The sequence below is a fragment of the Paraburkholderia sp. 32 genome (assembly GCF_050435345.1).
GTDB lineage: Bacteria > Pseudomonadota > Gammaproteobacteria > Burkholderiales > Burkholderiaceae > Paraburkholderia > Paraburkholderia tuberum.
The window spans coordinates 2,262,579-2,283,752 of record NZ_JBNDKD010000001.1; the positions used below are offsets into that span (position 1 = coordinate 2,262,579).

Consider the following 21,174-nt stretch of genomic DNA (forward strand, 5'->3'; position numbering starts at 1 on the left):
AATGGCTTCTCTGCATATTTCAAATGTCCGCAAGGCGTACGGCCCGACGGAAATCCTGAAAAACATCAACATCGATGTGACCGATGGCGATTTCCTCGTACTTGTCGGGCCGTCCGGTTGCGGAAAATCGACCCTGCTGTCGCTGATCGCGGGACTCGACACTATCTCCGGTGGGGAGATCCGGATCGACAACGACCGTGTGAACGACCTGCATCCCAGCGAGCGGGATATCGCGATGGTCTTTCAGAGCTACGCGCTGTATCCGAACATGACGGTCGGCCAGAACATCAGCTTCGGTCTGGAGATGCGCAAAGTGTCGAAAGTGGAGAGGGATAAGGCCGTCGCGGACGCTGCAAGACTGCTTCAGATCGAGCACCTGATCAAGCGCCGCCCGGGCCAACTCTCGGGCGGTCAACGGCAGCGTGTCGCCATGGGACGGGCGCTGGTGCGGGACCCGAAAATCTTCCTGTTCGACGAGCCGCTGTCCAATCTTGACGCAAAACTGCGCGTTGACATGCGCACCGAAATCAAGAAGCTGCATCAACGGCTCGGCGCAACCATCGTGTACGTGACTCACGATCAGATCGAAGCGATGACACTCGCGACCCGGATTGCGGTGATGAAGAGTGGCGTGATCCAGCAGTTCGGCACGCCAGCCGAAATCTACGGTACGCCGGCCAATACCTTTGTCGCGACGTTCATGGGCTCGCCGTCGATGAACCTCATTCCGGCAGTGCTCTCCACCCGAAACGACACACTCGTTTTAACGATGGGCGAGGGCAGTGCGGCGGTTTGCCTTGATCTGCCGGCCCAGCCCGCGGCGGTCGCGCGATACGCGGGCAAGAAGGTGATTGCCGGCCTTCGACCAGAAGCGATTGGTGTGGAATCCTCGCGGGTCCCGGATGCGGTGCGCGAGGTAGCGGTGAAGGTGCTGGTCATGGAGCCCACGGGACCGGATACGCTGGCGGCGCTTGAAATGGGCGGGGTCGAAGTTGCGGCCCGGCTTGGTGCCGACATTCCGCATAGCCCTGGCGAGCACTGCAACCTGCGGGTCGATCTGTCGAAGCTGGTCCTCTTCGATGCGCAAACGGAAGAAAGGATAGCGTGATGCATGCCGATGTCGTCATCGTTGGTTCGGGCGTCGGCGGCAGCGCGATTGCCCTGCAACTCGTGGGTACGGGTGCCAGTGTCGTAGTGATCGAGCGGGGCGACAATCTTCCCCGCGAACTGCAGAACTGGGACGCGGAAGCCGTATTCGGCCAGCTCCGGTATCGCACGCGCGACACTTGGCTCAACGGCGCTGGCGAGCGCTATCGCCCTGGCCAGTACTACTTTGTCGGCGGGCATACGAAGTTCTTCGGTACCGCGATGTTCCGGCTGCGCGAAGCCGACTTCGAAGAACTCGCGCATGAGGAAGGCGTGTCGCCCGCTTGGCCCATCAAGTACCAGGACCTCGAAAAATACTACGACCAGGCCGAGGAACTGTTCGGTGTGAGAGGGTCCGCTGGTCAGGATCCGACCGAGCCGCCGAGATCCGTCAATTATCGTCATGGACCGATACCGGACGAACCTGTGATTGCAAGGCTCCGGGAGAAGCTTCGGCAGCAGGGCCTGCATCCGTTCTTTATGCCGGCTTCGGTCGATTTCGGCGACGGCGGCACGTGCGTGCGCTGCGGCACATGTGACGCTTTTCCTTGCCGCATTGACGCGAAAGGAGACGCCGAGATGTGCCTGTTGCGCCCCGCGCTGAAACAAGGAGGCGTGTCCCTGCTGACGGGCGCACGTGCGACACGACTCGTGACCGACCCGACAGGGCGAAGAATTTCGAGCCTCGAAGTTCAGACGCGGGACGGTCCGCTTACGGTCACTGGCGACACGTTTGTGCTGTCGGCAGGGGCGATCAATAGCGCCGTTCTGCTACTTGCCTCGGCTAACGACAAGTTTCCGAACGGGCTTGCGAACACGTCCGGAGCGGTCGGGCGGTACTACATGAATCATAACTGCACCGCGATTCTGGCAATCGACCCGAGGACGGTCAACGACACCCGTTTTCCGAAGACGCTTTCGGTCAACGACTTCTACTTTGGCGGCGTGCATGACCGGTGGCCGCTGGGCAATCTGCAAATGCTGGGAAAGATCCGCGAACCGATGCTTCGTGGCGCGCTTCCGTACGTGCCGAGGAAGCTTCTGGAATACATAGGCCGTCACAGTGTCGATCTTTACGCGATGTCGGAAGACTTGCCGAGCGCAGATAGCCGCGTAGAGCTAACGTCGGCCGGTGAGATCCAGCTGACGTGGAATCGCACCAATCTGAAACCTCATGAACGCTTCGTTCAGAAAGTGAAGCGTCTGCTCAAGGACGCGGGCTATCCGCTGGTGGTCAGCAGACGCTTTGGCGAGGACACGCCGTCCCATCAATGTGGGACGGTCCGGTTCGGCAATGACGCTGGCGCCGCGCCGCTCGATCCGTTCTGCAAGGCTTATGACCACCAGAACCTGTACGTCGTTGATGCGAGCTTTTTCCCATCATCTGCTGCCGTCAATCCAGCACTGACGGTAGCCGCCCAGGCGCTACGGGTCGGCGAACACCTTCGTTCGGAGCTGACGCGCAGCTGCGCGGCTAGCGGAGACCACGCTTTTGACGGAGGCCGACATGCCTGATGACGCAATGCAACCTCTCGCAGCGCTCGTCACGGGCGGCCGCCGCGGAATCGGGCGCGCGATCGCTGTCGAGTTGGCCTCGCGCGGCTATGACGTGGCCATTACCGACGTGGTCGATGACGAAGATACCGCTCTGACGCTAAGGGCGATTGAGGACCAGGGACGGCGGTCTCTCTTCGTTATGGCGAATCTGCAGGATGTAGCGTCCCACGCGCGAGTGCTCGAAGGTGTGCTGGCGTGGTGCGGCGATCTGGATTGCCTGGTGAACAACGCGGGAATCGGCTCGCCCGCGCGCGGTGATCTGCTGGATGTGACTTCTGAGGCGTTCGACACTGTGCTTGGAGTGAATTTGCGCGGAACCTTCTTCATGACTCAGGCGGTTGCTCGCCATATGTTGAGCGGAGAGTCAGGTCGCCCTCGCGCGATTATCACAGTCTCGTCGGTATCAGCCACGATGGCGTCCCCTGAGCGGGCCGAGTATTGCCTCTCGAAGTCCGCTTTGCCGATGATGACAAAGCTGTTCGCACTACGACTTGCTCATGCCGGCATCCCGGTTTTTGAGGTACGACCGGGGACTATCCGGACGCCGATGACCGCAGGGGTTGCGCAGAAGTATGAGGCACGTTTCAAGGAGGGGCTCGTTCCCATGAACCGTTGGGGTGAGGCTGACGATGTCGCGAAGGCGGTCGGCCAACTGGCGGGCGGCGCGTTGCAGTTTGCCACAGGCAGCGTGCTCCAGATTGACGGTGGCCTCTCGATTTCTGCCTTTTGAAGGTGAGCAGCATGAAGACCGATAGCTACGACTACATTATTACGGGCGGAGGATCGGCCGGTTGCGTACTGGCGAATCGCCTGAGCGCCGATTCTTCCGTGACGGTTTTGCTACTTGAGGCTGGCGGCGGCGACCGCAACCCGCTTTTTCACATGCCCGCTGGTTTCGCGAAGATGACCAAGGGCATCGGTTCATGGGGCTGGCATACCGTGCCTCAAAAGCATCTGAAGGACCGTGTCTTGCGCTTCACACAAGCGAAAGTCATCGGTGGCGGCTCGTCGATCAACGCGCAGATTTACACGCGTGGCGTGCCGGCCGACTACGACGAATGGGAGAGCATGGGTGGCGCAACGGGTTGGAGTTACCGGGATGTACTGCCTTATTTCAAACGATCCGAGAACAATCAGCGCTTCGCAAATGAATACCATGCCTACGGTGGTCCGCTAGGAGTGTCAAACCCGATCAGTCCTCTGCCGATCTGCGAAGCGTTCTTTCAGGCGGGTCAGGAGATGGGCATGCCTTTTAACGCGGACTTCAACGGCGCTGAACAGCAAGGTCTCGGCTACTATCAGCTGACGCAGTTCAACGCACGGCGCGCATCGGCATCCGTCGGGTTCCTTGACCCGATCCTCGGGCGGCCTAACCTCACGGTCAGGTTACAGTCACAGGCGCTACGCGTGATCGTCGAAGGAGGGCGCGCAGTCGGCGTAGAACTGGTCAGTGGAACCGACCGCACGCCAGTTGTTGTGCGAGCGAGGCGCGAAGTGATCGTGTCGTCTGGAGCCATTGGATCACCCAAGCTGCTGATGCAATCAGGCATCGGCCCGGCTGATCATTTGAGGTCAACGGGTGTACGCGTCGTGCAGGACATGCCGGGCGTCGGCTCTAATCTGCAGGATCATCTCGACCTGTTTGTCATCGCCGAATGTACAGGCGATCACACTTACGACAAGTACAACAAACTCCGGCATGCAGCGTGGGCAGGCCTGCAGTACCTGCTCCTGAAGAAGGGCCCGGTTGCGTCGAGCCTGTTCGAGACAGGCGGCTTCTGGTATGCGGACGGCGTCGCAGCGACTCAGGCCGGATCGCCCGACATCCAGTTCCATCTCGGCCTGGGTTCAGGAATAGAAGCGGGCATGGCGAAACTTCGCCATGGGGGCGTCACCTTGAATACCGCATATCTTCGGCCCAAATCGCGCGGCAGCGTACGCCTTGCCAGTGCTGATCCGGCGGCAGCGCCGCTGATTGATCCCAACTACTGGTCGGAGCGCGAAGACCGCGATGCAGCGCTAAAGGGTTTGCGCCTTGCGCGTGAATTGATGAATCAGCCAGCGCTGAAGCGGTTTGTGCAGACGGAGATCCTGCCGGGTGCGAAGGTCAGCACAGACGACGAACTGTTTGATTACGCATGTGCCAACGCGAAGACTGATCATCATCCGGTCGGTACGTGCCGGATGGGGCGCCCGGAGGACGAACATAGCGTAGTCACGCCTGACTTGCGAGTGGTTGGTATTGACGGACTTCGCGTTGTCGATGCTTCAGTGATGCCGCTCATTCCGTCGTGTAACACCAATGCACCGACGATCATGATCGCGGAGAAGGCAGCCGATCATATCCTCGGCCGCATCCCGGCGCCAGACACTGCGCGTGCCGAACGAGGTGCTCACAAGATTCCGACATCGACCGCTTTCTGAGAGGTAGCCATGAAAATCCTTCTGCCAACCCGTAATGGCGAATTGAATCCGTATACGTTGAAGACCTTGGAGGAGAACATCACGCTGGAGTCGAAATGTGAGTTCAATCGCGTGGCATACGCTGCTGCCCATGTCGTGGTTGATCCCGCTCTCGACTATGAGCCGTGGTCGGACGCGCCGGCGATCGATTGGGACAGGACGCTCGCATTCCGGAGCTATCTGTATGGCCTCGGGTTCAAGGTCGCCGAAGCCATGGACACCGCACAAAGAGGCATGGGTCTGGGCTGGCAGACGGCCTCTGAACTCATTCGCCGAAGCATCGCGCACGCGAGAACTATCCCAGGAGCGGATCTAGCCTGCGGTGCTGGCACCGATCATCTGGACGACCGGCAGCGGCATAGCCTGTCGGATGTGATCCAGGCCTACAAGGAGCAATTCGAAGTCGTGGAAGCGTCCGGTGGCCGGGCCATCATGATGGCGAGTCGTGCATTGTGCGCCGCAGTCCGATCGCCTGATGACTACAAGAAGGTGTATGACGCTGTACTTGCCGAGAGTCGCAAGAAGGTCGTGCTTCACTGGCTCGGCGAAGCATTCGACGCTTCGCTCGCGGGATACTGGGGCAGTCGTGACGTTCGCGCCGCAATGGCAACTGTACTCGACATCATCCACCTGCATGCGGGCAAGATCGAGGGCATCAAGATTTCGTTGCTGAACGCTGAGTATGAGCGCGAGCTTCGCGCCCAGTTGCCGGACGGCGTGCGGATGTATACCGGTGACGATTTCAACTACGGCGATCTGATCGCAGGTGATAGCACGGGCATATCGCACGCGTTACTGGGCATATTTGATCCGATTGCACCAGTCGCGGCGAAAGCGCTGGGCCAGTTGGCCAGAAACGATATCGCGGCCTACCACAACACGATGCGACCCACGGTGGCGCTGTCGCGTGAGCTCTTCAGTTCGCCGACACAGTACTACAAGGCGGGCGTTGTCTTCCTCGCGTGGCTCAACGGTCATCAGGACCATTTCTCGATGGCCGGAGGCATGGAGTCGGCGCGGTCGGTGCTGCATTTCGCCGAAGTGTTCCGGAAAGCGGACGCCTGTGGCGTGTTGATCAGGCCCGAACTCGCCCTGCAGCGAATGAAAACCTTCTTGCAGGTGCGGGCAGGAATCGTCCAATGAACTGGATCGCAATGGCTGCGGACCGGATTGCGCGGTGAGAGGGTGAGATGCCGAGTAGAGCCTTGAGTTTGAAGGATGAGACATTCGATCAACAGGCGATGCGAACGATGTTGCCTGCTTTCAACGCGGAAGTCGCGCGCAAGCTTGGAGAGATCGTTGTGAATATCGCCTCCCGTCGCAGCCTTCCTGTCGCCGTAAGTGTGATTCATCCGCGCAGTGCGCTCTTCTATTGCGCGCTGGAAGGAAGCTGTGCAGACAACGGCCAATGGATTCGCCGCAAGGAGAATACGGTCTTCCACTTCGGAAGGAGTTCTCTTGAGGTGGGCCTGATGTTCGCGCATGAGGGGTGGTCGCTGACATCACATGGGCTGTCCGGGCGGGACTACACGCTGTTCGGCGGGGGCGTACCTCTTCGCGTGGCCAATGTGGGTGTCGTCGGCGCCATGTCAGTGTCCGGACTGGATCACGTTAAGGATCATGAACTGGTCATCGAAGCTTTGTGCTGGCACCTCGGAATTCCGCATATAGATTGCGTGCTGTCGTATCCGCGGACTGCCCCGCATGCAATCGAGTGAGCCAACGCACGCTTGACTGTTGAGAGAAAAACTGTAAAGGAGACCCCCTTATGAAAACTGACACGATGGGCCAGGTGGCTGCCGGCCCACATGCCGCGGAGACAAGCGGTATAGCGGATCTTCGCCGTGTGATCGCGGCGAGCACAGCCGGCAGTGCAATGGAGTGGTACGACTTCAGCATTTATGGAACGGCATCCGCCTTGATTTTTGCTGACCTGTTTTTCCCTGGGCTAAGCAAGGCGGCCGGGCTCCTTGCCATCTTTGGCGCGTATGCGGCGGGCTTCTTCGCACGTCCCTTTGGAGGATTATTCTTCGGATGGCTGGGCGACAAACTGGGACGGAAAGTCGTACTTGTTGCTACGGTTCTGCTGATGGGCGGATCAACGTTTTTTATCGGGTTGTTGCCGACGTATGCAACAGCGGGCGTATGGTCAACCGTGCTGCTTGTGGCACTGCGGCTGCTTCAGGGGTTTGGCGCGGGAGCGGAGCAGGCGGGCGCTTCACTGATTGTGTCGGAGTTTGCGCCGCCAGCCCGGCGAGGTTTCTATGCAGCCCTGCCATTCGCCGGTTGTATTCTTGGAATATTGCTTGCCGGTGCGATGTTCACGCTTGTACAACGCTTGCCGAAGGATGAGTTCATGTCGTACGGCTGGCGGATTCCCTTCCTCTTTAGTGCTCTGGTGGTTTTCGCCGGCATCATTATCAGGATGCGGGTGAAAGAGAGTCCCGTGTTCCAGGAAATCCGCCGATCTGGCCAGGTAAGCGAACGTCCGGTGAGGGACTTGCTTTCCGAGTCGCCTCGAACGCTGCTCGTCGCATTCGGGCTACGCGTTGGGGAGAATGGTTCATCCTATCTGTACCAGGTGTTCGCCCTCAGTTATCTCACGAAGATACTGCTTGTCGACAAGTCGGTTGGAACGCTCGGGATTACGGTTGCAGCAGGCTTGGCGATTGTGACGATTCCGCTGATGGGCTGGTTGTCGGATCGGTTTGGACGTCGCTTGATGTACCGGCTTGCGGCGCTGTTCACCTGTGCCTGGGCCTTTCCCGCATTCTGGCTGTTCGAGACAAGGGATCCGTTGTTGATCATCGTAAGTATGGCTCTGGCGATAGGCGTTGGCGTTTTCGGGATGTACGGTATCCAGGGAGCGTACTTTCCGGAGTTGTTCAGCGCGCGCTTCCGGTATACAGGTGTTGCTGTGAGCAAGGAGTTCGCTGCCGTCGCGTCGGGAGGCGTGGCGCCCTTCATTGCCGCTGCACTGATTGGCTGGTCACACGGTGCCTATTGGCCGATAGCGCTGTATGTCATGGTTCTAGCGGGCATCACGTTCCTTGCGACATTTTTTGCACCGGAAACGCGCGGGGTCGATCTGAACAGCTAGTGTTCTGCTGTTGTGCTGCGGGTCGACACACGTCGGGAGTTGCAAGGAGAACGTTAAGGACGTCCGCTCAGGACTCGGCGCCTCCGCTCACAGTTCTGTCTCGCATATGAAGCGCCAGAGCACGACCGACTTTCTCGCTGGCGACGAACTTTTTATATCCTGGAACCGGCGGTAGTGTCGCCCAGTCGCCGCCGGCGTTCGAACAGTTGTCCCGCTTGGTAGCGTCACTGACGCCCCGGCGGGGGCCGGTACGGCGTCTGCGCGTAATCAGGACAAAGCGCCTGCAACATCTGGTACGCGAATCTACCTAAAGCCATCCGAAATTTGCAAAAACGAGCTTTGTGATCGTCCGGACGCAATTCGGTGGGCTCACATGGGAACTTTACGTGCGAGCACTGCGTTGGATCCGGAAGTTGGTTGCTTAGTCGCCGCCCGTGTGATTTTACATAAAAGGAATGATCGAATTTTTAATTAATCAGAATGTCTAAACGTACGTTCAAGCTTTTCTAGCGACCGTGGTGCCTTGCGTCTGCGTCACGCGGCAAGCTCACCCGGCATCGATGGCAAGCGTTTCGCCCGGCTGTGCTCCTTCGCGTCGTGCATCGCCCGGTCCACCATTTAGCAACAGGAACGTTTACATTGACGCGGAGGCGATTTGCCAGACGGCCTCGCGTCCCGCGATGCGCTTCATTGAACCACAGACAGAAGCAGAACAGCTTCAGGCGGCATTGTGCGGGGCCCGCGAAGGGCTGATCACCGAACGCTCGGCCACCATCAACTGGCCCCACACCAGCCTGCCCGAATTCGGCGCAGTCGTTCCCCTGGCGAGGGCCACGCTATGCTGGTTGGCCGACGTTCTCGCGATGCACGATCGGCCGCCGAAGCTAGTCCAACTGATCCACCGGCTCTATGCCCACGATCGTTAACTGGCCCAGCGGGTCGACGATATTGAACGAGATCTGACGCTGCAGCCTCTTCACTTCTTGGGAGATGTGACGAGCGGCACGGGCGCCAAGAAGTGGAGGCAAGTGGACTCGCTAGCGTGCAGGCTAATCGGATGAACCTCGTCCCCGCTCTGAGGCCGCGAAATCCTGTCCTTCACTTGGAGAGCAGGGATGCTGGTTTAGCTGCTGCGCCGGGACCGCCGGTGTGAGCGATCGGTCGCCTCGCTGTCACGCGAATGGTCGGTGGCAGTTGTCACGCGCCTTTTGACCGCATTCGGCGCTTTCTTGGTCGAGCGACGAGATTTTCTGAGCTTCCGTTCGACTTCGGCGAGAAGTTCACTGGGCGAGCATTTCAAAGCGGCAGCAAGCGCGAACAGCATAGTCAGAGTTGGCTGGTGCTGGCCAAGTTCCAGCATGCTGACGTAATTGCGCCGTATATCCGCTTCAAAAGCGAACTGCTCCTGTGTTAGCTCGGCGCGGATACGGTGCTCGCGCAGGACCGCCCCGAAGACTTCGGCCAACTCCAAATTTTTCTCCCAGTGAAATGGGAGCACTCTCCAGTTGGCGCTATAATTTGTCTTCCCAGTACACTGGGAATAAAACGGGAAATATCAGGCTGAAACCTATATGCAGTCTGGGTTTGGCGGATTTTTCGTGGTGGTGATTTGTTCGCGGGAGGGTGTTTGATCCTCTTGGGGAGGCTGGCGCGGCCACAGGCGGCTAGTTGATAGAGAAAGCAATGAGGTAGTTGGCAGTATGTTTGTGACGAGTGAAAGAAACCGTTTGCCGCCGTACGCGCTGCCGTTCGGCGAGTCCGAAGGCGCGACCGCGTGGACGGCGATCGAGCAGCTGATTCCGCGGGACGTGCTGATCCTGCGGGTGTCGCCGGCACGCTCGCGGGTGGTCCCCACGATCGTGATGCTCGATTTGTCCACAACGGCGCCGCACTTGGAGCAGTTTGTCGGCGGGGATGTCGTTCTCCGTGGCGCCGCCGTGCTGAGCACAAAATTCGCGCGCGAGGTCGACCGGTGGAGGCTCGATCCGCTGAGCGAGATCCGGGTGGGCGTCACCGAGCCCGAACAGTACAGCCAGGGCGAGCGGCTGGTGACGGTGACCCGGTTCACGACCGCGGCGGGGCGCACGTTCTCCGTGCCGGTTGCCCTGGCGACGCGTCCGGCGCGCGGCAGGCGGCTCTGGCGCGCGAAGGCACCAGCCGCTGCCGGTCGCTGACCTTGGCTCGCAGTGGACGCCGTCCGGACGTGGGGCCGGGCACGACTATCACCGCGATGCACCGCGGCCGGACGAAGGCTGGCCGTGATAATCCGCCTTATCGCGGCCAGCGCACCACCGGCGCATCGGCTGCGGCTTCAAACAGGGATCGGTATGAGCAGACGCAAGCGGGCGATCGAGCTTCCCGACGAAACCTCCGAAACACTGCGCGCGCGGCTGCGGCGCTTCGTGCGTGCGACCCGCGACGACGTAACCGGGGCCGTGCCGATCCCGTTTCCCGCACACGTGACGGTGCTTGCCGGGCCGCTGCGGCGGATCCGCGGCGCGCGCGAACACCGCATGGTGCCCGTGCCGGAGGTGCGGGCCGGGTCAGACGCGCGCAGGGAAGACGGCGACAAAACCCGATCAGCCCCGGGCGGGTTCGCGCTGGATGACACGGGGCGAGCCGACGGCCAAATGACGACGTAACGGACATGACGGATACACACTTTCACGGCGCATTGCGCTGGCCACTGCCGGCTGAACCCGAGCCGCAGGCCGGCTGGAACAACCGGTATTTCCTCGACACGGAATTCACCGACTTCCGGCAGTGCCAGCTGCTCAGTCTCGCCCTCGTGGGGGAGAACGGGTACGAGTTCTACGGCGAGCGGACCGATTTCGATCCGGCGCTGTGCAGCGACTTTGTCCGCGCCGTGGTACTGCCGCAGCTCGGCCAGTCCGAGGGGCGCGCGATGCCGTTTGCAGCGCTGCGCGAGGCACTGCGCGCATGGCTCATGGCGGTGCCGGGCGACTCCGGGCCGGTGCTGTGCTACGACTACGAGACGGACCTGGCCCTGTTGCGGTTCCTGCTGGGCGGCCCGCTGCCGCGTGGCTGGCGGCTCGAGAACATCGCAGGCACGCGCAACCCGGAGCGACGCGCCGCCTACTACGCGCGCCACGGCGGCGAGCACCATGCGCTGCATGACGCGCGCGCCAATGCCTATGCGTGCACCGGTTGAAGCCGGGCGGCTGCCGGCCGGGCGAGCGTCCGGTCTCCGGACGTGCGGACGCATTTCTTCGCTCAAACATAAACAGCCTCATGAAGGGGATCAGGATGGCCGGGATGCGTGTGTGGATTCCACGATCCGACGTACCGCGGATGGCACAGCGCCTGCGGGACCGACGCAAGGCGTCAGCGATGACACAGGGCGATCTCGCGGTCAGGGTGGGAGTGGCAAGAGTGACCCTGGTGCGCAGGGAGAAGGGAAGGTGGCCGCGCACCGTCGCAGCCGCCACCGTGAACGCGCTGGAGGCGGCCCTGCAGGTGCCGCCGGGTTGGCTGCTCGGTCCCGGGACGCAACCGTTGCCGGACCCCGGGTCGCCTGCGGCGGATGCCGCCGCCCGCGCAGACGGCGATCCCCAGTCACGGATCCCCGCCGCCCGGTGCCGCGAGATCGGCCCCCACGCGCGGCGGCTGCGCAGTGAACTGGGCCTGTGCGTTGCGGAGGTGGCGCGCGCCTGTCACGTGTCCCGTCCCACGCTGTTGCAGTGGGAGCAGGGGACGTTTCCGAAGGCGCTCACCGTGGCGCGCCTTCGCACCTGGGAGCACGCCCTGCTGCTCGCGCCGGGGCAACTGCTGGCGCCGTCGGCATCGCATCCCGGGGTAGGCGATGGCCGCTGGCGCGTGACGATCGGCACGGAAACGCTCGAGGCTGCCATCCATCGCGTCGCGGCGTGCCTCGCCACCCGCGGACGCAACCTGCTCCAACCGGAGCAGCCGCTGGATGGCCGGGCCGCGCGCGATGCCGACCTGCTGGCCCACCGCTATGGGGTGGGCGCGCATCGCTGGCCACTGGTCGACGTGGCCGTCTCATACGGGATCGATCCGTCGCACGCACGCCAGACCGTCGCGCGCATGGTCGCGCGCGCGGCCGGGTTCGCCTTCAGGATTCCGGTGCTGGATGACATGCTCGCGGTGGGCGCGGCGGGCTTTTCGTTCACGACCGCCGTTGCCGATGGCCGCATGCGTGACCTGCTGGGGCCCTCGCTGTCCATGGAACGCGCTGCGGCATTCGCCGGCGAAATACTGTCCCGGCGGATCACCGGTGCGGATCCTGGCAACGCGGTGGCCGGCACCCGCATGCCGGCGAAAGCGGCGAACCCTTCGCTGGCCGCGGACGTCGTCTGTGTTGCGAAGGAACATCGCCTCGACAGGTCGCAAGTGCGCAAGGGGGCGTAGCCAGCCTCGCGCCCGGCCGGCAGGGCGGGGTATGGCGGAAGGAGAACGCGAAAGCCATCGAAAGCGAGAACGCTTGCGTGGCGCAGCAGGGGCTTCCACTCGACGGCTACTGGAAGTTCTGAGGGGGCGTTCAGCTGTCCGGGCGAAGCCACCGGGACGGCCTGATTTGCTGGGGGGCAGGCGATCGCGGCGCAGGTTCGGGACCTCGACCCGATGCGCGTCCGCGCAACTGCGGCACCGGATGACAAGATCACAAGGAAAGGCGAATGCTTCGAATCACCATTGAATTGCTGCCCGGTGGACGGGAAGACGGAAAGCGGGTCATCGCGACGGCGGACATCGCGCGCGTGAGTGGCGGCGCACTCGCGGACTACAGGGTGGCCCTGGACGATGCGGTGCTCGGGCAGGTTGGCGCGCGGGCCACGGTGCGCGGCTATCCGAGATGGGCGGGCAGCGTATGGGACCTCGTTGCGCGCTGTGTTGCCGCTGCGCTGAATCAGGGCCGCGAAGCCCTGCCACCGCGACCCGCGCCACCGCAGGTGACGGTTCACATGAATGACGCCGGCTACCGTTACGTGCGTCTGGATGAGATTCCCGAGCCGGCCAGAACGTACTTCGACAGGAAGCTGGCCGGTTCGGGCATTCCTGACCACGGCTGTGCTTTCGCGCACGACTGGTTCGACTTTCTCAACGGCCAGCGCTGATGCCAGAGCGGTGCACCGTGCTTTGTAGCAAGTTGCAGCCTCGCGCACAACATGTCGATCAGATCGAACCAGCCGTCGCCGCACTCGACACCCCACAGGGAGAAAACCGTTGGGACGGTATCCAGATCATCAGCGACTGTCGGGTTGACGTCGAAGATGAGCGGGTATTTTGCCCGCAGGATGCCTGACCGTTCTCCCGCACCGTTCTCCCGCGCCCATTCCTGTACCGCCATTGCAGCAACGGGATCGATTGTCCCATCGTCAAAGGCTCTCCGGAACCCGAGTGCGGTGCACGGTCAGTGATGGGCGATGATGGCGTTCTGGAATGCGCTGTAAATTTTATAAGCGTCAGGCAGCACGGCCGCCCGGCCAACCTGCTTCTCGCCAGACACCCTATACGCCGGGCATCGGAGATTGCGACAATGGCGCTCCCTGAAGCATATTGCGGTTATCGACTCGAGTCTGTCATGGCCGCATGCAGATCGGCTGCTTCATCCGGAAGAAGGGATAAGGCTGGACCACCTGCGAACCTGTCTGGCCAACCGGGATCGCATGATGAACAGTGAAATGAGAGGCGGCTGTCAGTGACGCCGCGGACCGCATCCAGTATCTGCAGCGATTGGCCGCCGACAATCAGGGCATCGGCGAAACGCTCGCAAAAGGGACAGGGATTCATGAGTACCAGGAACCACATCAGGTATCAGGCGAAAGAGGGTGATCAGCCCGGCTGGGATCTCTACACCGAGATTTTTGAGCCGGAGGACGTCGTGTATCTCGAGCTCAACGGAGTAGCCGCTGAAGTCACGATGCTCGGCAACATGGAGCGAGGCCCGGGCACGGTGCTGTTGCGCCTGCCGGTCGACACCGCGAAGCAGCTTGGTCTCGTGCCGCCGGAGTGGGAAAATTCAGACTGGGGAAAAGGATAGGTCATGCGCGAATACCGGGACAGGACGGTGCAGGAGGTCGCGGCATGCACATGCGACCGCTGCGGCCGGCGCATGACGCCGGTTGACGATCAGTGGGAGTGGTACGAAAAGATGTCGCTCGATTGGCGTGGCGGCTTTGGCTCGATTTTCGGCGACGGCGCCCATGTGAGCCTTGACCTTTGCCAGCAGTGTGTCCGCGATACGCTGGGGCGTTGGCTTCGCGTCGATCCGCCGTCCGGACCGGATGGCTCAATGCAAGCCCTGAAGGGCGTCGTGCCCCGACCCAATGCGCCGGTATCTGTCGACAGGATGAATCCCTGGGAATTTCACGAGCGCGACTAGAGGGCTTACCGCCCCATGCGGCTCCGCGCGTCGCTCAGACTGCCGATCATGGATTGCCGTTTCTCATGGGGCATCCCGAACTCACCGTCGCGACACTCAGGCGGCTCGTTACCTTCGGATGAACAGGTTAGCCTTATCGCTGAACGAGTCTTGTCGACCGCATCGCCGCCGGTGCGACGTTGGGAGTTCAAGCGCAGGTAACAAGATGGACCGGTCGTTCATGACGGCGCCTCAGAGGCAGCAGCTCGGCCTGAGCCGTCATTCGAGCATCGGTGCCGGTCAGACGGGTATGGGGCGCTTTCCTGTCGTTCACAGGTCGGTGGTCGCGAATGACTCGTCCCGCGGAAAGCGAATGAGTACTTGCGACCCGTTGCGGACATTCAGATGTCGGTGCTGGCGAGGCGGCTATGGGTGTGCTTTCCGGCCGTTCGCAATGCAGCCGCCGCGATTGTCAGTCGGCCGCATGCGACCCAGAGTGTGTTAAAACCTGCGCCGCGACCGGTGATCGGGAAACCGAGGGGTAAAGTGACACTCGAAAACCGAGGGATTTCGAGTTTTGACACACTCTGGGCCGACTGCTGTCCGACGTGGTCCGCTGAAACTCAACCCTTAGCCGACACGTAGGTCGAGTGGCGCACCCGTGGAGCGGGCCACTCGAATTGCCTAGCTCTGGTTCGGGCTTGCGTCCCGTCAGGAGCTGATGAATTTGAGAAGGTCGGGGTTGAGGACGTCCGCGTGGGTAGTCAGCATGCCGTGCGGGAAGCCAGAGTATGTCTTCAGGACACCGTTCGCAAGCAGGTCAACCGCGCGGGGCACCGAACTGGCGAACGGGACGATCTGGTCGTCTTCGCCATGCATGACCATTACCGGCACAGTGATCTTCTTCAGATCGTCGGTGTAGTCCTCCAGCTAGGAGGATACGGTCTCGTAATGGGCCTGGGCGCTGCCGGCCATGCCCTGGCGCCACCAGTTCGCGATCACCGCCTCAGACGGCTTGGCGCCCGGACGGTTGAATCCATAGAACGGACCCTCCGGGACTGCCCGGTAAAACTCCGACCGGTTGCCAAGCACGCCTGCCTTAACCGCGTCGAACCACTCCCGCGGCTGACCGCCAGGGTTCGCGTCGGTTTTCACCATGTTCGGCGTCAACGAGGCCACCAGCACTGCCTTGGCGACCCGCTCCTGGTGACGAGCGACGTAGCGGGCCACCTCGCCGCCGCCGGTGGAGTGCCCGATGTGGATCGCGTCGCGGACGCCGAGGTGTTCGGTCAGTGCAGCGAGGTCGGCGACCCAGTGGTCCATGTCGTTGCCGGTGCCGACTTGCTCGGACCGACCGTGCCCACGCCGGTCATGGGCGATTACCCGGTAGCCGTGGTGAAGGAAAAACATCATCTGGGCGTCCCAGTCGTCGGCCGACAGGGGCCAGCCATGGCTGAAGATGATCGGCTGACCGGACCCCCAGTCCTTGTAGAAGATCTTTACGCCGTCCGGAGTGGTGATCGTAGGCATTGCTGGTACCTCCTTTGAAAGATTGATTGAAGCGTTGGTGCTCCGCGAGGCATCGAGAACGCTGCCAGCGGCTTCTTTCGCAGTCAAATTTCACAATGCGCATCTGAAAACTGCGAGCGGAGCTCACTCCGACAACGCCGCGATGGACTGCCGTGGCAGAACACGATGCTAAGCTTGGAATCTATGGACATCGCCCTCTCCGTCCCGGATGCGACTGGTTTGACCGTGGTGCCTCCGTCGATGCATAGACGGAAGCTACTGCAAAGATTAGGCATCCCTTTCCCTGAGGACAAAGACTTTGTAAGACTCTTACCTATACCTTGAAGGCATATCGGAGATCCGATGGAACTTCGACATTTGCGATATTTCGTTGCCGTTGCGGAGGAAGGCAGCCTATTGACGGCCGCTCAGCGGAGACTGCACACGTCGCAGCCGTCGTTGAGCCGGCAGATTCGCGACCTGGAATCCGAAGTCGGTGTGAAGTTGCTGGAGCGCCAGGCACGTGGCGTGGCGCTCACCGCCGCCGGGAGAGTTTTCCTTGATCACGCGCGCCTGGCGCTGTTGCAAGTTGAAGCGGCTACTGACGGCGCGCGGCGGGCGGAACAGCCGGAAAAGCCTGTCTTGTCCATGGGTTTCCTTGCCGGGCAGGAAGTTGTGTGGCTACCCCATGCGTTACGGATCCTCCGGGAGGAGGCACCGCAGGCCGAGATCACGTTGTGCAGTCAGTCTTCCCCAGAACTTGCTCTCGGGCTGATGCGGGGGAAGCTAGACGTTGCGTTTCTTCGCCGTGAGCGACAGACGGATGGCCTGTCTTTCAAGGTCTTGGCAAAGGAGCCTCTGATCGCCGTGCTGCCCGCAGACCATCGCCTGACGTCACGCAAAAAAATCCGGCCGCAAGATCTTGCCCGCGAAATCTACGTCAGTTCAGCCAGGACTTCGCCTGTATTGGAGTCCGTGATTCAGGATTACGCATCGAGAGTCGGAATCACGCTCAAGGCGGGGTACGAAGGCGAGAACCTCCCGTCGGCACTGTCGCTTGTCACATCCACCGGTGGCGTTACGCTTATCCCGCTATATGCGCAAAATATGCTGACACCGAATGTTGTTGCGCGGGCGCTTGACGGCGTGCCGCCGACGATTGATCTCGCCATGGGATACAACAATGCGAATACAAACCCCTTGCTTCTTCGACTTTTATCTCGTGCCGATGAGTTGGTCGCAAACGTTCAAGATCAGAGCATCATCCGATATGCCGTCTAGATAATGGGTGCCTGCCCGTTCGCTTCGAGATCGAATGGCCGCTTTGCCGGGGCGGATTCAACCGGTCGATGCAACACACTGAAGACTGCGCAAGCAGCAGGAGTGTTGCAAATGAAGCAGAGACGCCGGATTTATTACAGTGAGACGCAGAAAGCGCTGATGTGGGAACGTTGGCGCAACGGCGAATCTCTGCAGAAGATCGCCCAGCTCTTTGATCGTAACCACTCGTCGGTTCAGGGGATTCTGGCTGAGACAGGCGGGATCCAGCCGCCACAAAGGCACCGCTCGGGATTGGCGTTGACGCTGGAGGAGCGCGAAGAGATCTCGCGAGGGCTTGTGGCTGACGATTCGATCCAGTCAATTGCAAAACGACTTTCGCGAGCGCCTTCCACCATCTGTCGTGAGATCAAACGTAACAGCGGACCAGACGGTTATCGGGCGACCTACGCCGATCAGCTTGCATGGGATCGGGCACAGCGTCCCAAAGCCTGTAAACTGGTTGAGCACCGGATGCTGGCGCAGATGGTTGCAGGCAAGCTCCAGTTACAGTGGTCACCGCAGCAGATTGCCGGATGGCTCAGGCGGGCGTATCCAGATGACGAGGACCACCACGTGTCTCACGAGACGATCTATCGCAGTCTCTTCATCCAGGCCCGTGGTGCCCTGAAGAAGGAGTTGCTGGTGCATTTACGGCGTACCCGTGCCATGCGCCGGTCGCGCCACCACACACAGAAGACGGACGATCACGGCAGGATTCGGGACACCGTATCAATCAGCGAACGCCCCGCGAGTGTTAAAGACCGCGCGGTACCCGGGCATTGGGAAGGTGATCTGCTGTGCGGCAGCGGAAGCAGCCAGATAGCAACGCTTGTCGAGCGTCAGACACGCTATGTCATGCTGGTCAGGATCCCCTGCAAGGATAGCGAAACGGTCATCAATGCACTCATCAAACATGCCAGCAAGTTGCCCCAGGAACTCTATAGATCGCTGACATGGGATCGGGGAACAGAGATGGCCGGGCACAAACGCTTCACCGTCGCCACTGATATCCAGGTCTACTTCTGCGACCCCCAGCATCCATGGCAACGTGGATCGAACGAAAATACAAACGGGCTGTTAAGGCAGTACTTCCCGAAAGGCACCGACCTGTCAGCGTATTCGCAGGCTAAACTCAATGCCGTGGCAAGACGATTGAACGAGCGTCCGAGAAAGACACTGGGCTACGAAACGCCTGCCGAACGGTTCCAGCAAACTATTGCATCGACCGGTTGAATCCGCCCGGACCGGGCGGCCGTCTAAATGTCAGCGTGGCACGAAACACGAATGACCCTTCCTGGCCGCACAGCGACGGATGGCCGCTCACACCCTTGGCTACGCCTCATCCAAATCGCATCAGACTCATGTCGACCCTGTATAGATAGTCCGTTCCGCTTTCACTGATACTGGTAGCACTGGCAGCTTGCTGCCAGCGCAAGCGGAACATGCACCCGCGGGCTACGAATATCTCGACCCAAACGCCTGGACGTTTGCGGCTTTAGCTTCGAGTCCGCGGGTGCGCTTGCGCTCGTCAACGAATACTCAGGGTTCGCCGTCGCACCGGCTCACTATATTGGCTTCGCAGAGCGCAAGCATGCATGTCCCTGCCAGACAATCTATCACTTGCAGAGGTTCACATGTCGCCTCTATCGGATCAGCAGTTTGCAGCGTATGTTGGCATCGACTGGGCGGATACGAAACACGATATCTGCCTGCAGGCTGCCGACGACACCAGGCGAGAGTTCAGTTGTGTTCCTCATCAGGTCGCATGCATTGATGAGTGGGCAAAGGGATTGCATCAGCGCTTTGACGGCATGATCGCAGTTGCCCTCGAGCTGGCAAGGGGACCAATCGTTTCCGCGCTTCAGAAGTATGATTTCCTGGTCCTCTTTCCGATTAATCCATCGACGCTCGCAAAATACCGCGAGGCGTTCAAACCGAGTCGGGCCAAAGACGATCCCACCGATGCCGAGCTGGCACTCGATCTGCTGCTTCGCCATCCCGAACGGTTCGCTCCACTGAGGCCGCAAAGCGCGGGCATGCGTTGTCTGACGAGCCTCATCGAGCAGCGCCGTGAAATGGTCGGCGACAAGACGCGATTCACTAACCGCCTATGCAATACGCTCAAGCAGTATTATCCGCAGGCACTGGAATGGTTCGCGCACATCGACACGGTACTGTTCTGCGACTTCATCGCGCGCTGGCCGACGCTTTCATCCGTCAAACGCGCCCACCGCAGTACCCTTGAGGCGTTCTTCCATGCGCACAATTGCCGCCGCCCCAGGGTGATCGAAATGCGTCTGGAGTCCATCCGCTCGGCCATCCCTCTGACCGAGGATCCCGGCATCCTCTCACCCTGCCGGCTGCACGCGCTGGCGCTGGTGGCACAACTGCGAACGGCTCTCGCTGGGATCGATGTGTTCGACAGGGAGATTGCGACGGTCGCGCGAACGCTACCTGACTTCGCCCTGTTTGAATGCCTGCCGGGAGCGGGCCCACATCTGACACCGCGGCTGCTTGCCGCATTCGGCGAGCAGCGTGAGCGCTTCAGGCACGCTGCTGAACTGCAGAAGTATTCCGGCATTGCGCCGGTCACTGAGCGCAGTGGCAAGAAATGCTGGGTGCACTGGCGCTGGCAATGTCCGACGTTCCTGCGCCAGACATTCGTGGAATGGGCCGGCCAGACCATCAACAAATCGTTCTGGGCGGGCGCTTACTACCGGCAACAGCGAGCGAAGGGCAGTTCGTATCAGTCCGCCGTCAGGGCTTTGGCATTCAAGTGGATACGGATCCTCTACCGCTGCTGGCAAACACGGACACTGTACGACGAGAGTGTCTATCTGAATGCATTGAGGAAGCGCGGCTCGCCTCTCCTCGGAAGCCTCGCACTTCCCCCTCGAAATACTTGACGGACGGACTCAGGGCGTGAAGCCGCCCCTCGAGCAGGCGCAGACTGAGCGGCAGCTTTCAAGGATAGAACGGCCACCGCTCCACTGGAGCAGGCGGCAACCGTTGCGGTGGTTGCACTCATTTGCTATCGCCGTTGGTCCAAGGAAAGTTGGCCGCACTGGGACCGCTTCGGTTGAGACGAATGTCGATCACCGAGCGGCCATCGCGGAAAGCGTCGACCTGGGAGATTAGTGCCTCAGTTTTCACCTTGTCTCGAAGAATCTCTTCCGGAACCGCGGCGAACCGGTACAGCGAATCAAACTCGAAACGTTTAACGAAGCTATTCGCGAGGAATCCGACTCGTAGCTTCGCTTTACGGCACCGACACGAGCGACTACGCTGCTATGAGAGCCGCGCTGGTCGGCCCTGAAGTTATCGCAACACGTTGCGCCTTGCCTTCGAGGAGAGCACGCGGCGGACGCCGAACAACTCTATTCAAGCTGGAGCTTCGTCGATGAACCCCGAAATCTATCAGCCGTCTATTGAAGCCTGCGATGCTTGTGCCGCTGCCTGCGATCGCTGCGCATCCGCCTGCCTCGATGAACCGGGCCGGGTTAACATGGCCAAATGTATTCGCCTCAACGCCGATTGCGCTTCGCTATGCCGCCTCACATCTGCGGCCTTGGCTCGACAAAGCCATTTCGCACCCGAGTTTTGCGAACTCTGCGCACGGATCTGTGACGAGTGCGCCGATGAATGTGCGCGGCACGTACCCGAGCACTGCGGAACATGCAGCGATGCGTGCCGGAGATGCGCGGAAGCCTGCCGGGCAATCTAGTGTCTTGCTCAG

Annotated in this window: 21 protein-coding genes and 1 pseudogene; 20 read left to right on the top strand and 2 right to left on the bottom strand. The window is 60.9% G+C overall.

Annotated features, from left to right (window positions below; genetic code table 11):
- The first annotated feature begins 1 nt into the window (after position 1).
- The 8 genes from OKW26_RS10585 (at position 2) to OKW26_RS10620 (ending at position 9,192) form a co-directional block, all read left to right on the top strand.
- Entirely contained in the window at positions 2-1,108 is a 1,107-nt protein-coding gene (locus OKW26_RS10585; RefSeq protein ID WP_429353563.1) for an ABC transporter ATP-binding protein, read from the top strand.
- A complete protein-coding gene (locus OKW26_RS10590) occupies positions 1,108-2,661 on the top strand; it encodes a GMC oxidoreductase (protein ID WP_429353564.1) in 1,554 nt (517 codons plus the stop codon). Before OKW26_RS10585 ends, OKW26_RS10590 begins: the two co-directional genes overlap by 1 nt.
- Positions 2,654-3,433: a 3-ketoacyl-ACP reductase gene (locus tag OKW26_RS10595; RefSeq protein WP_429353565.1), complete on the top strand. Its 780-nt coding sequence runs from the start codon at positions 2,654-2,656 to the stop codon at positions 3,431-3,433. Before OKW26_RS10590 ends, OKW26_RS10595 begins: the two co-directional genes overlap by 8 nt.
- Before the next feature lie 11 nt (positions 3,434-3,444).
- On the top strand, positions 3,445-5,127 hold the full coding sequence (locus tag OKW26_RS10600) for a GMC family oxidoreductase (protein WP_429353566.1): 1,683 nt from the start codon (positions 3,445-3,447) through the stop codon (positions 5,125-5,127).
- Between the two features lie 9 nt (positions 5,128-5,136).
- Complete coding sequence (locus tag OKW26_RS10605; protein WP_429353567.1) at positions 5,137-6,309, top strand: dihydrodipicolinate synthase family protein; 1,173 nt, start codon at positions 5,137-5,139, stop codon at positions 6,307-6,309.
- A 47-nt stretch (positions 6,310-6,356) separates the two neighbouring features.
- Positions 6,357-6,884 (top strand): heme-degrading domain-containing protein, encoded by a 528-nt coding sequence (locus OKW26_RS10610; protein ID WP_429353568.1) that lies wholly within the window; start codon positions 6,357-6,359, stop codon positions 6,882-6,884.
- Positions 6,885-6,934: 50 nt separating this feature from the next.
- A complete protein-coding gene (locus OKW26_RS10615; protein WP_429353569.1) occupies positions 6,935-8,266 on the top strand; it encodes an MFS transporter in 1,332 nt (443 codons plus the stop codon).
- A 680-nt stretch (positions 8,267-8,946) separates the two neighbouring features.
- Positions 8,947-9,192, top strand: a complete 246-nt coding sequence (locus OKW26_RS10620; protein ID WP_429353570.1) for a hypothetical protein — start codon at positions 8,947-8,949, stop codon at positions 9,190-9,192.
- A 197-nt stretch (positions 9,193-9,389) separates the two neighbouring features.
- Here the strand turns inward: OKW26_RS10620 and OKW26_RS10625 are convergent, their stop codons facing one another.
- Positions 9,390-9,737: a helix-turn-helix domain-containing protein gene (locus OKW26_RS10625; RefSeq protein ID WP_429353571.1), complete on the bottom strand. Its 348-nt coding sequence runs from the start codon at positions 9,735-9,737 to the stop codon at positions 9,390-9,392.
- 229 nt (positions 9,738-9,966) lie between these two features.
- Here OKW26_RS10625 and OKW26_RS10630 point away from each other — a divergent pair, with 229 nt between their 5' ends.
- The 8 genes from OKW26_RS10630 (at position 9,967) to OKW26_RS10665 (ending at position 14,630) form a co-directional block, all read left to right on the top strand.
- Positions 9,967-10,440, top strand: coding sequence for a hypothetical protein (locus OKW26_RS10630; RefSeq protein WP_429353572.1), 474 nt, complete (start codon positions 9,967-9,969; stop codon positions 10,438-10,440).
- A gap of 153 nt (positions 10,441-10,593) precedes the next feature.
- Complete coding sequence (locus OKW26_RS10635; protein ID WP_429353573.1) at positions 10,594-10,908, top strand: hypothetical protein; 315 nt, start codon at positions 10,594-10,596, stop codon at positions 10,906-10,908.
- A gap of 5 nt (positions 10,909-10,913) precedes the next feature.
- Positions 10,914-11,438, top strand: coding sequence for a hypothetical protein (locus OKW26_RS10640; RefSeq protein WP_429353574.1), 525 nt, complete (start codon positions 10,914-10,916; stop codon positions 11,436-11,438).
- 140 nt (positions 11,439-11,578) lie between these two features.
- Positions 11,579-12,658 (top strand): helix-turn-helix domain-containing protein, encoded by a 1,080-nt coding sequence (locus tag OKW26_RS10645; RefSeq protein ID WP_429353575.1) that lies wholly within the window; start codon positions 11,579-11,581, stop codon positions 12,656-12,658.
- Positions 12,604-12,780, top strand: a complete 177-nt coding sequence (locus OKW26_RS10650; protein ID WP_429354211.1) for a type II toxin-antitoxin system CcdA family antitoxin — start codon at positions 12,604-12,606, stop codon at positions 12,778-12,780. The genes OKW26_RS10645 and OKW26_RS10650 overlap by 55 nt, the downstream gene beginning before the upstream one ends.
- A gap of 144 nt (positions 12,781-12,924) precedes the next feature.
- The gene (locus tag OKW26_RS10655; protein WP_429353576.1) at positions 12,925-13,362 is read left to right on the top strand and encodes a hypothetical protein; all 438 of its coding nucleotides are present in this window, start codon (positions 12,925-12,927) and stop codon (positions 13,360-13,362) included.
- 674 nt (positions 13,363-14,036) lie between these two features.
- Positions 14,037-14,288, top strand: coding sequence for a hypothetical protein (locus OKW26_RS10660; protein WP_187619362.1), 252 nt, complete (start codon positions 14,037-14,039; stop codon positions 14,286-14,288).
- Positions 14,289-14,291: 3 nt separating this feature from the next.
- Positions 14,292-14,630, top strand: a complete 339-nt coding sequence (locus OKW26_RS10665; RefSeq protein WP_429353577.1) for a hypothetical protein — start codon at positions 14,292-14,294, stop codon at positions 14,628-14,630.
- 690 nt (positions 14,631-15,320) lie between these two features.
- On the opposite strand, the pseudogene OKW26_RS10670 reads toward OKW26_RS10665, so the two are convergent.
- A pseudogene (locus tag OKW26_RS10670) lies at positions 15,321-16,139 on the bottom strand (alpha/beta fold hydrolase).
- A 342-nt stretch (positions 16,140-16,481) separates the two neighbouring features.
- Between OKW26_RS10670 and OKW26_RS10675 the strand changes: the two are divergent.
- The 4 genes from OKW26_RS10675 (at position 16,482) to OKW26_RS10690 (ending at position 21,162) form a co-directional block, all read left to right on the top strand.
- On the top strand, positions 16,482-17,399 hold the full coding sequence (locus tag OKW26_RS10675; RefSeq protein ID WP_429353578.1) for a LysR family transcriptional regulator: 918 nt from the start codon (positions 16,482-16,484) through the stop codon (positions 17,397-17,399).
- 111 nt (positions 17,400-17,510) lie between these two features.
- Positions 17,511-18,671: an IS30 family transposase gene (locus OKW26_RS10680; RefSeq protein ID WP_429353579.1), complete on the top strand. Its 1,161-nt coding sequence runs from the start codon at positions 17,511-17,513 to the stop codon at positions 18,669-18,671.
- 401 nt (positions 18,672-19,072) lie between these two features.
- The gene (locus OKW26_RS10685) at positions 19,073-20,344 is read left to right on the top strand and encodes an IS110 family transposase (RefSeq protein WP_429354212.1); all 1,272 of its coding nucleotides are present in this window, start codon (positions 19,073-19,075) and stop codon (positions 20,342-20,344) included.
- A 599-nt stretch (positions 20,345-20,943) separates the two neighbouring features.
- Complete coding sequence (locus tag OKW26_RS10690; RefSeq protein WP_409259127.1) at positions 20,944-21,162, top strand: four-helix bundle copper-binding protein; 219 nt, start codon at positions 20,944-20,946, stop codon at positions 21,160-21,162.
- Positions 21,163-21,174: the final 12 nt, after the last annotated feature.

Coding starts and splice junctions, on each gene's coding strand:
- OKW26_RS10585 (WP_429353563.1), top strand. CDS start 2: ATGGCTTCTCTGCATATTTCAAATGTCCGCAAGGCGTACGGCCCGACG.
- OKW26_RS10590 (WP_429353564.1), top strand. CDS start 1,108: ATGCATGCCGATGTCGTCATCGTTGGTTCGGGCGTCGGCGGCAGCGCG.
- OKW26_RS10595 (WP_429353565.1), top strand. CDS start 2,654: ATGCCTGATGACGCAATGCAACCTCTCGCAGCGCTCGTCACGGGCGGC.
- OKW26_RS10600 (WP_429353566.1), top strand. CDS start 3,445: ATGAAGACCGATAGCTACGACTACATTATTACGGGCGGAGGATCGGCC.
- OKW26_RS10605 (WP_429353567.1), top strand. CDS start 5,137: ATGAAAATCCTTCTGCCAACCCGTAATGGCGAATTGAATCCGTATACG.
- OKW26_RS10610 (WP_429353568.1), top strand. CDS start 6,357: ATGCCGAGTAGAGCCTTGAGTTTGAAGGATGAGACATTCGATCAACAG.
- OKW26_RS10615 (WP_429353569.1), top strand. CDS start 6,935: ATGAAAACTGACACGATGGGCCAGGTGGCTGCCGGCCCACATGCCGCG.
- OKW26_RS10620 (WP_429353570.1), top strand. CDS start 8,947: ATGCGCTTCATTGAACCACAGACAGAAGCAGAACAGCTTCAGGCGGCA.
- OKW26_RS10630 (WP_429353572.1), top strand. CDS start 9,967: ATGTTTGTGACGAGTGAAAGAAACCGTTTGCCGCCGTACGCGCTGCCG.
- OKW26_RS10635 (WP_429353573.1), top strand. CDS start 10,594: ATGAGCAGACGCAAGCGGGCGATCGAGCTTCCCGACGAAACCTCCGAA.
- OKW26_RS10640 (WP_429353574.1), top strand. CDS start 10,914: ATGACGGATACACACTTTCACGGCGCATTGCGCTGGCCACTGCCGGCT.
- OKW26_RS10645 (WP_429353575.1), top strand. CDS start 11,579: ATGGCACAGCGCCTGCGGGACCGACGCAAGGCGTCAGCGATGACACAG.
- OKW26_RS10655 (WP_429353576.1), top strand. CDS start 12,925: ATGCTTCGAATCACCATTGAATTGCTGCCCGGTGGACGGGAAGACGGA.
- OKW26_RS10660 (WP_187619362.1), top strand. CDS start 14,037: ATGAGTACCAGGAACCACATCAGGTATCAGGCGAAAGAGGGTGATCAG.
- OKW26_RS10665 (WP_429353577.1), top strand. CDS start 14,292: ATGCGCGAATACCGGGACAGGACGGTGCAGGAGGTCGCGGCATGCACA.
- OKW26_RS10675 (WP_429353578.1), top strand. CDS start 16,482: ATGGAACTTCGACATTTGCGATATTTCGTTGCCGTTGCGGAGGAAGGC.
- OKW26_RS10680 (WP_429353579.1), top strand. CDS start 17,511: ATGAAGCAGAGACGCCGGATTTATTACAGTGAGACGCAGAAAGCGCTG.
- OKW26_RS10685 (WP_429354212.1), top strand. CDS start 19,073: ATGTCGCCTCTATCGGATCAGCAGTTTGCAGCGTATGTTGGCATCGAC.
- OKW26_RS10690 (WP_409259127.1), top strand. CDS start 20,944: ATGGCCAAATGTATTCGCCTCAACGCCGATTGCGCTTCGCTATGCCGC.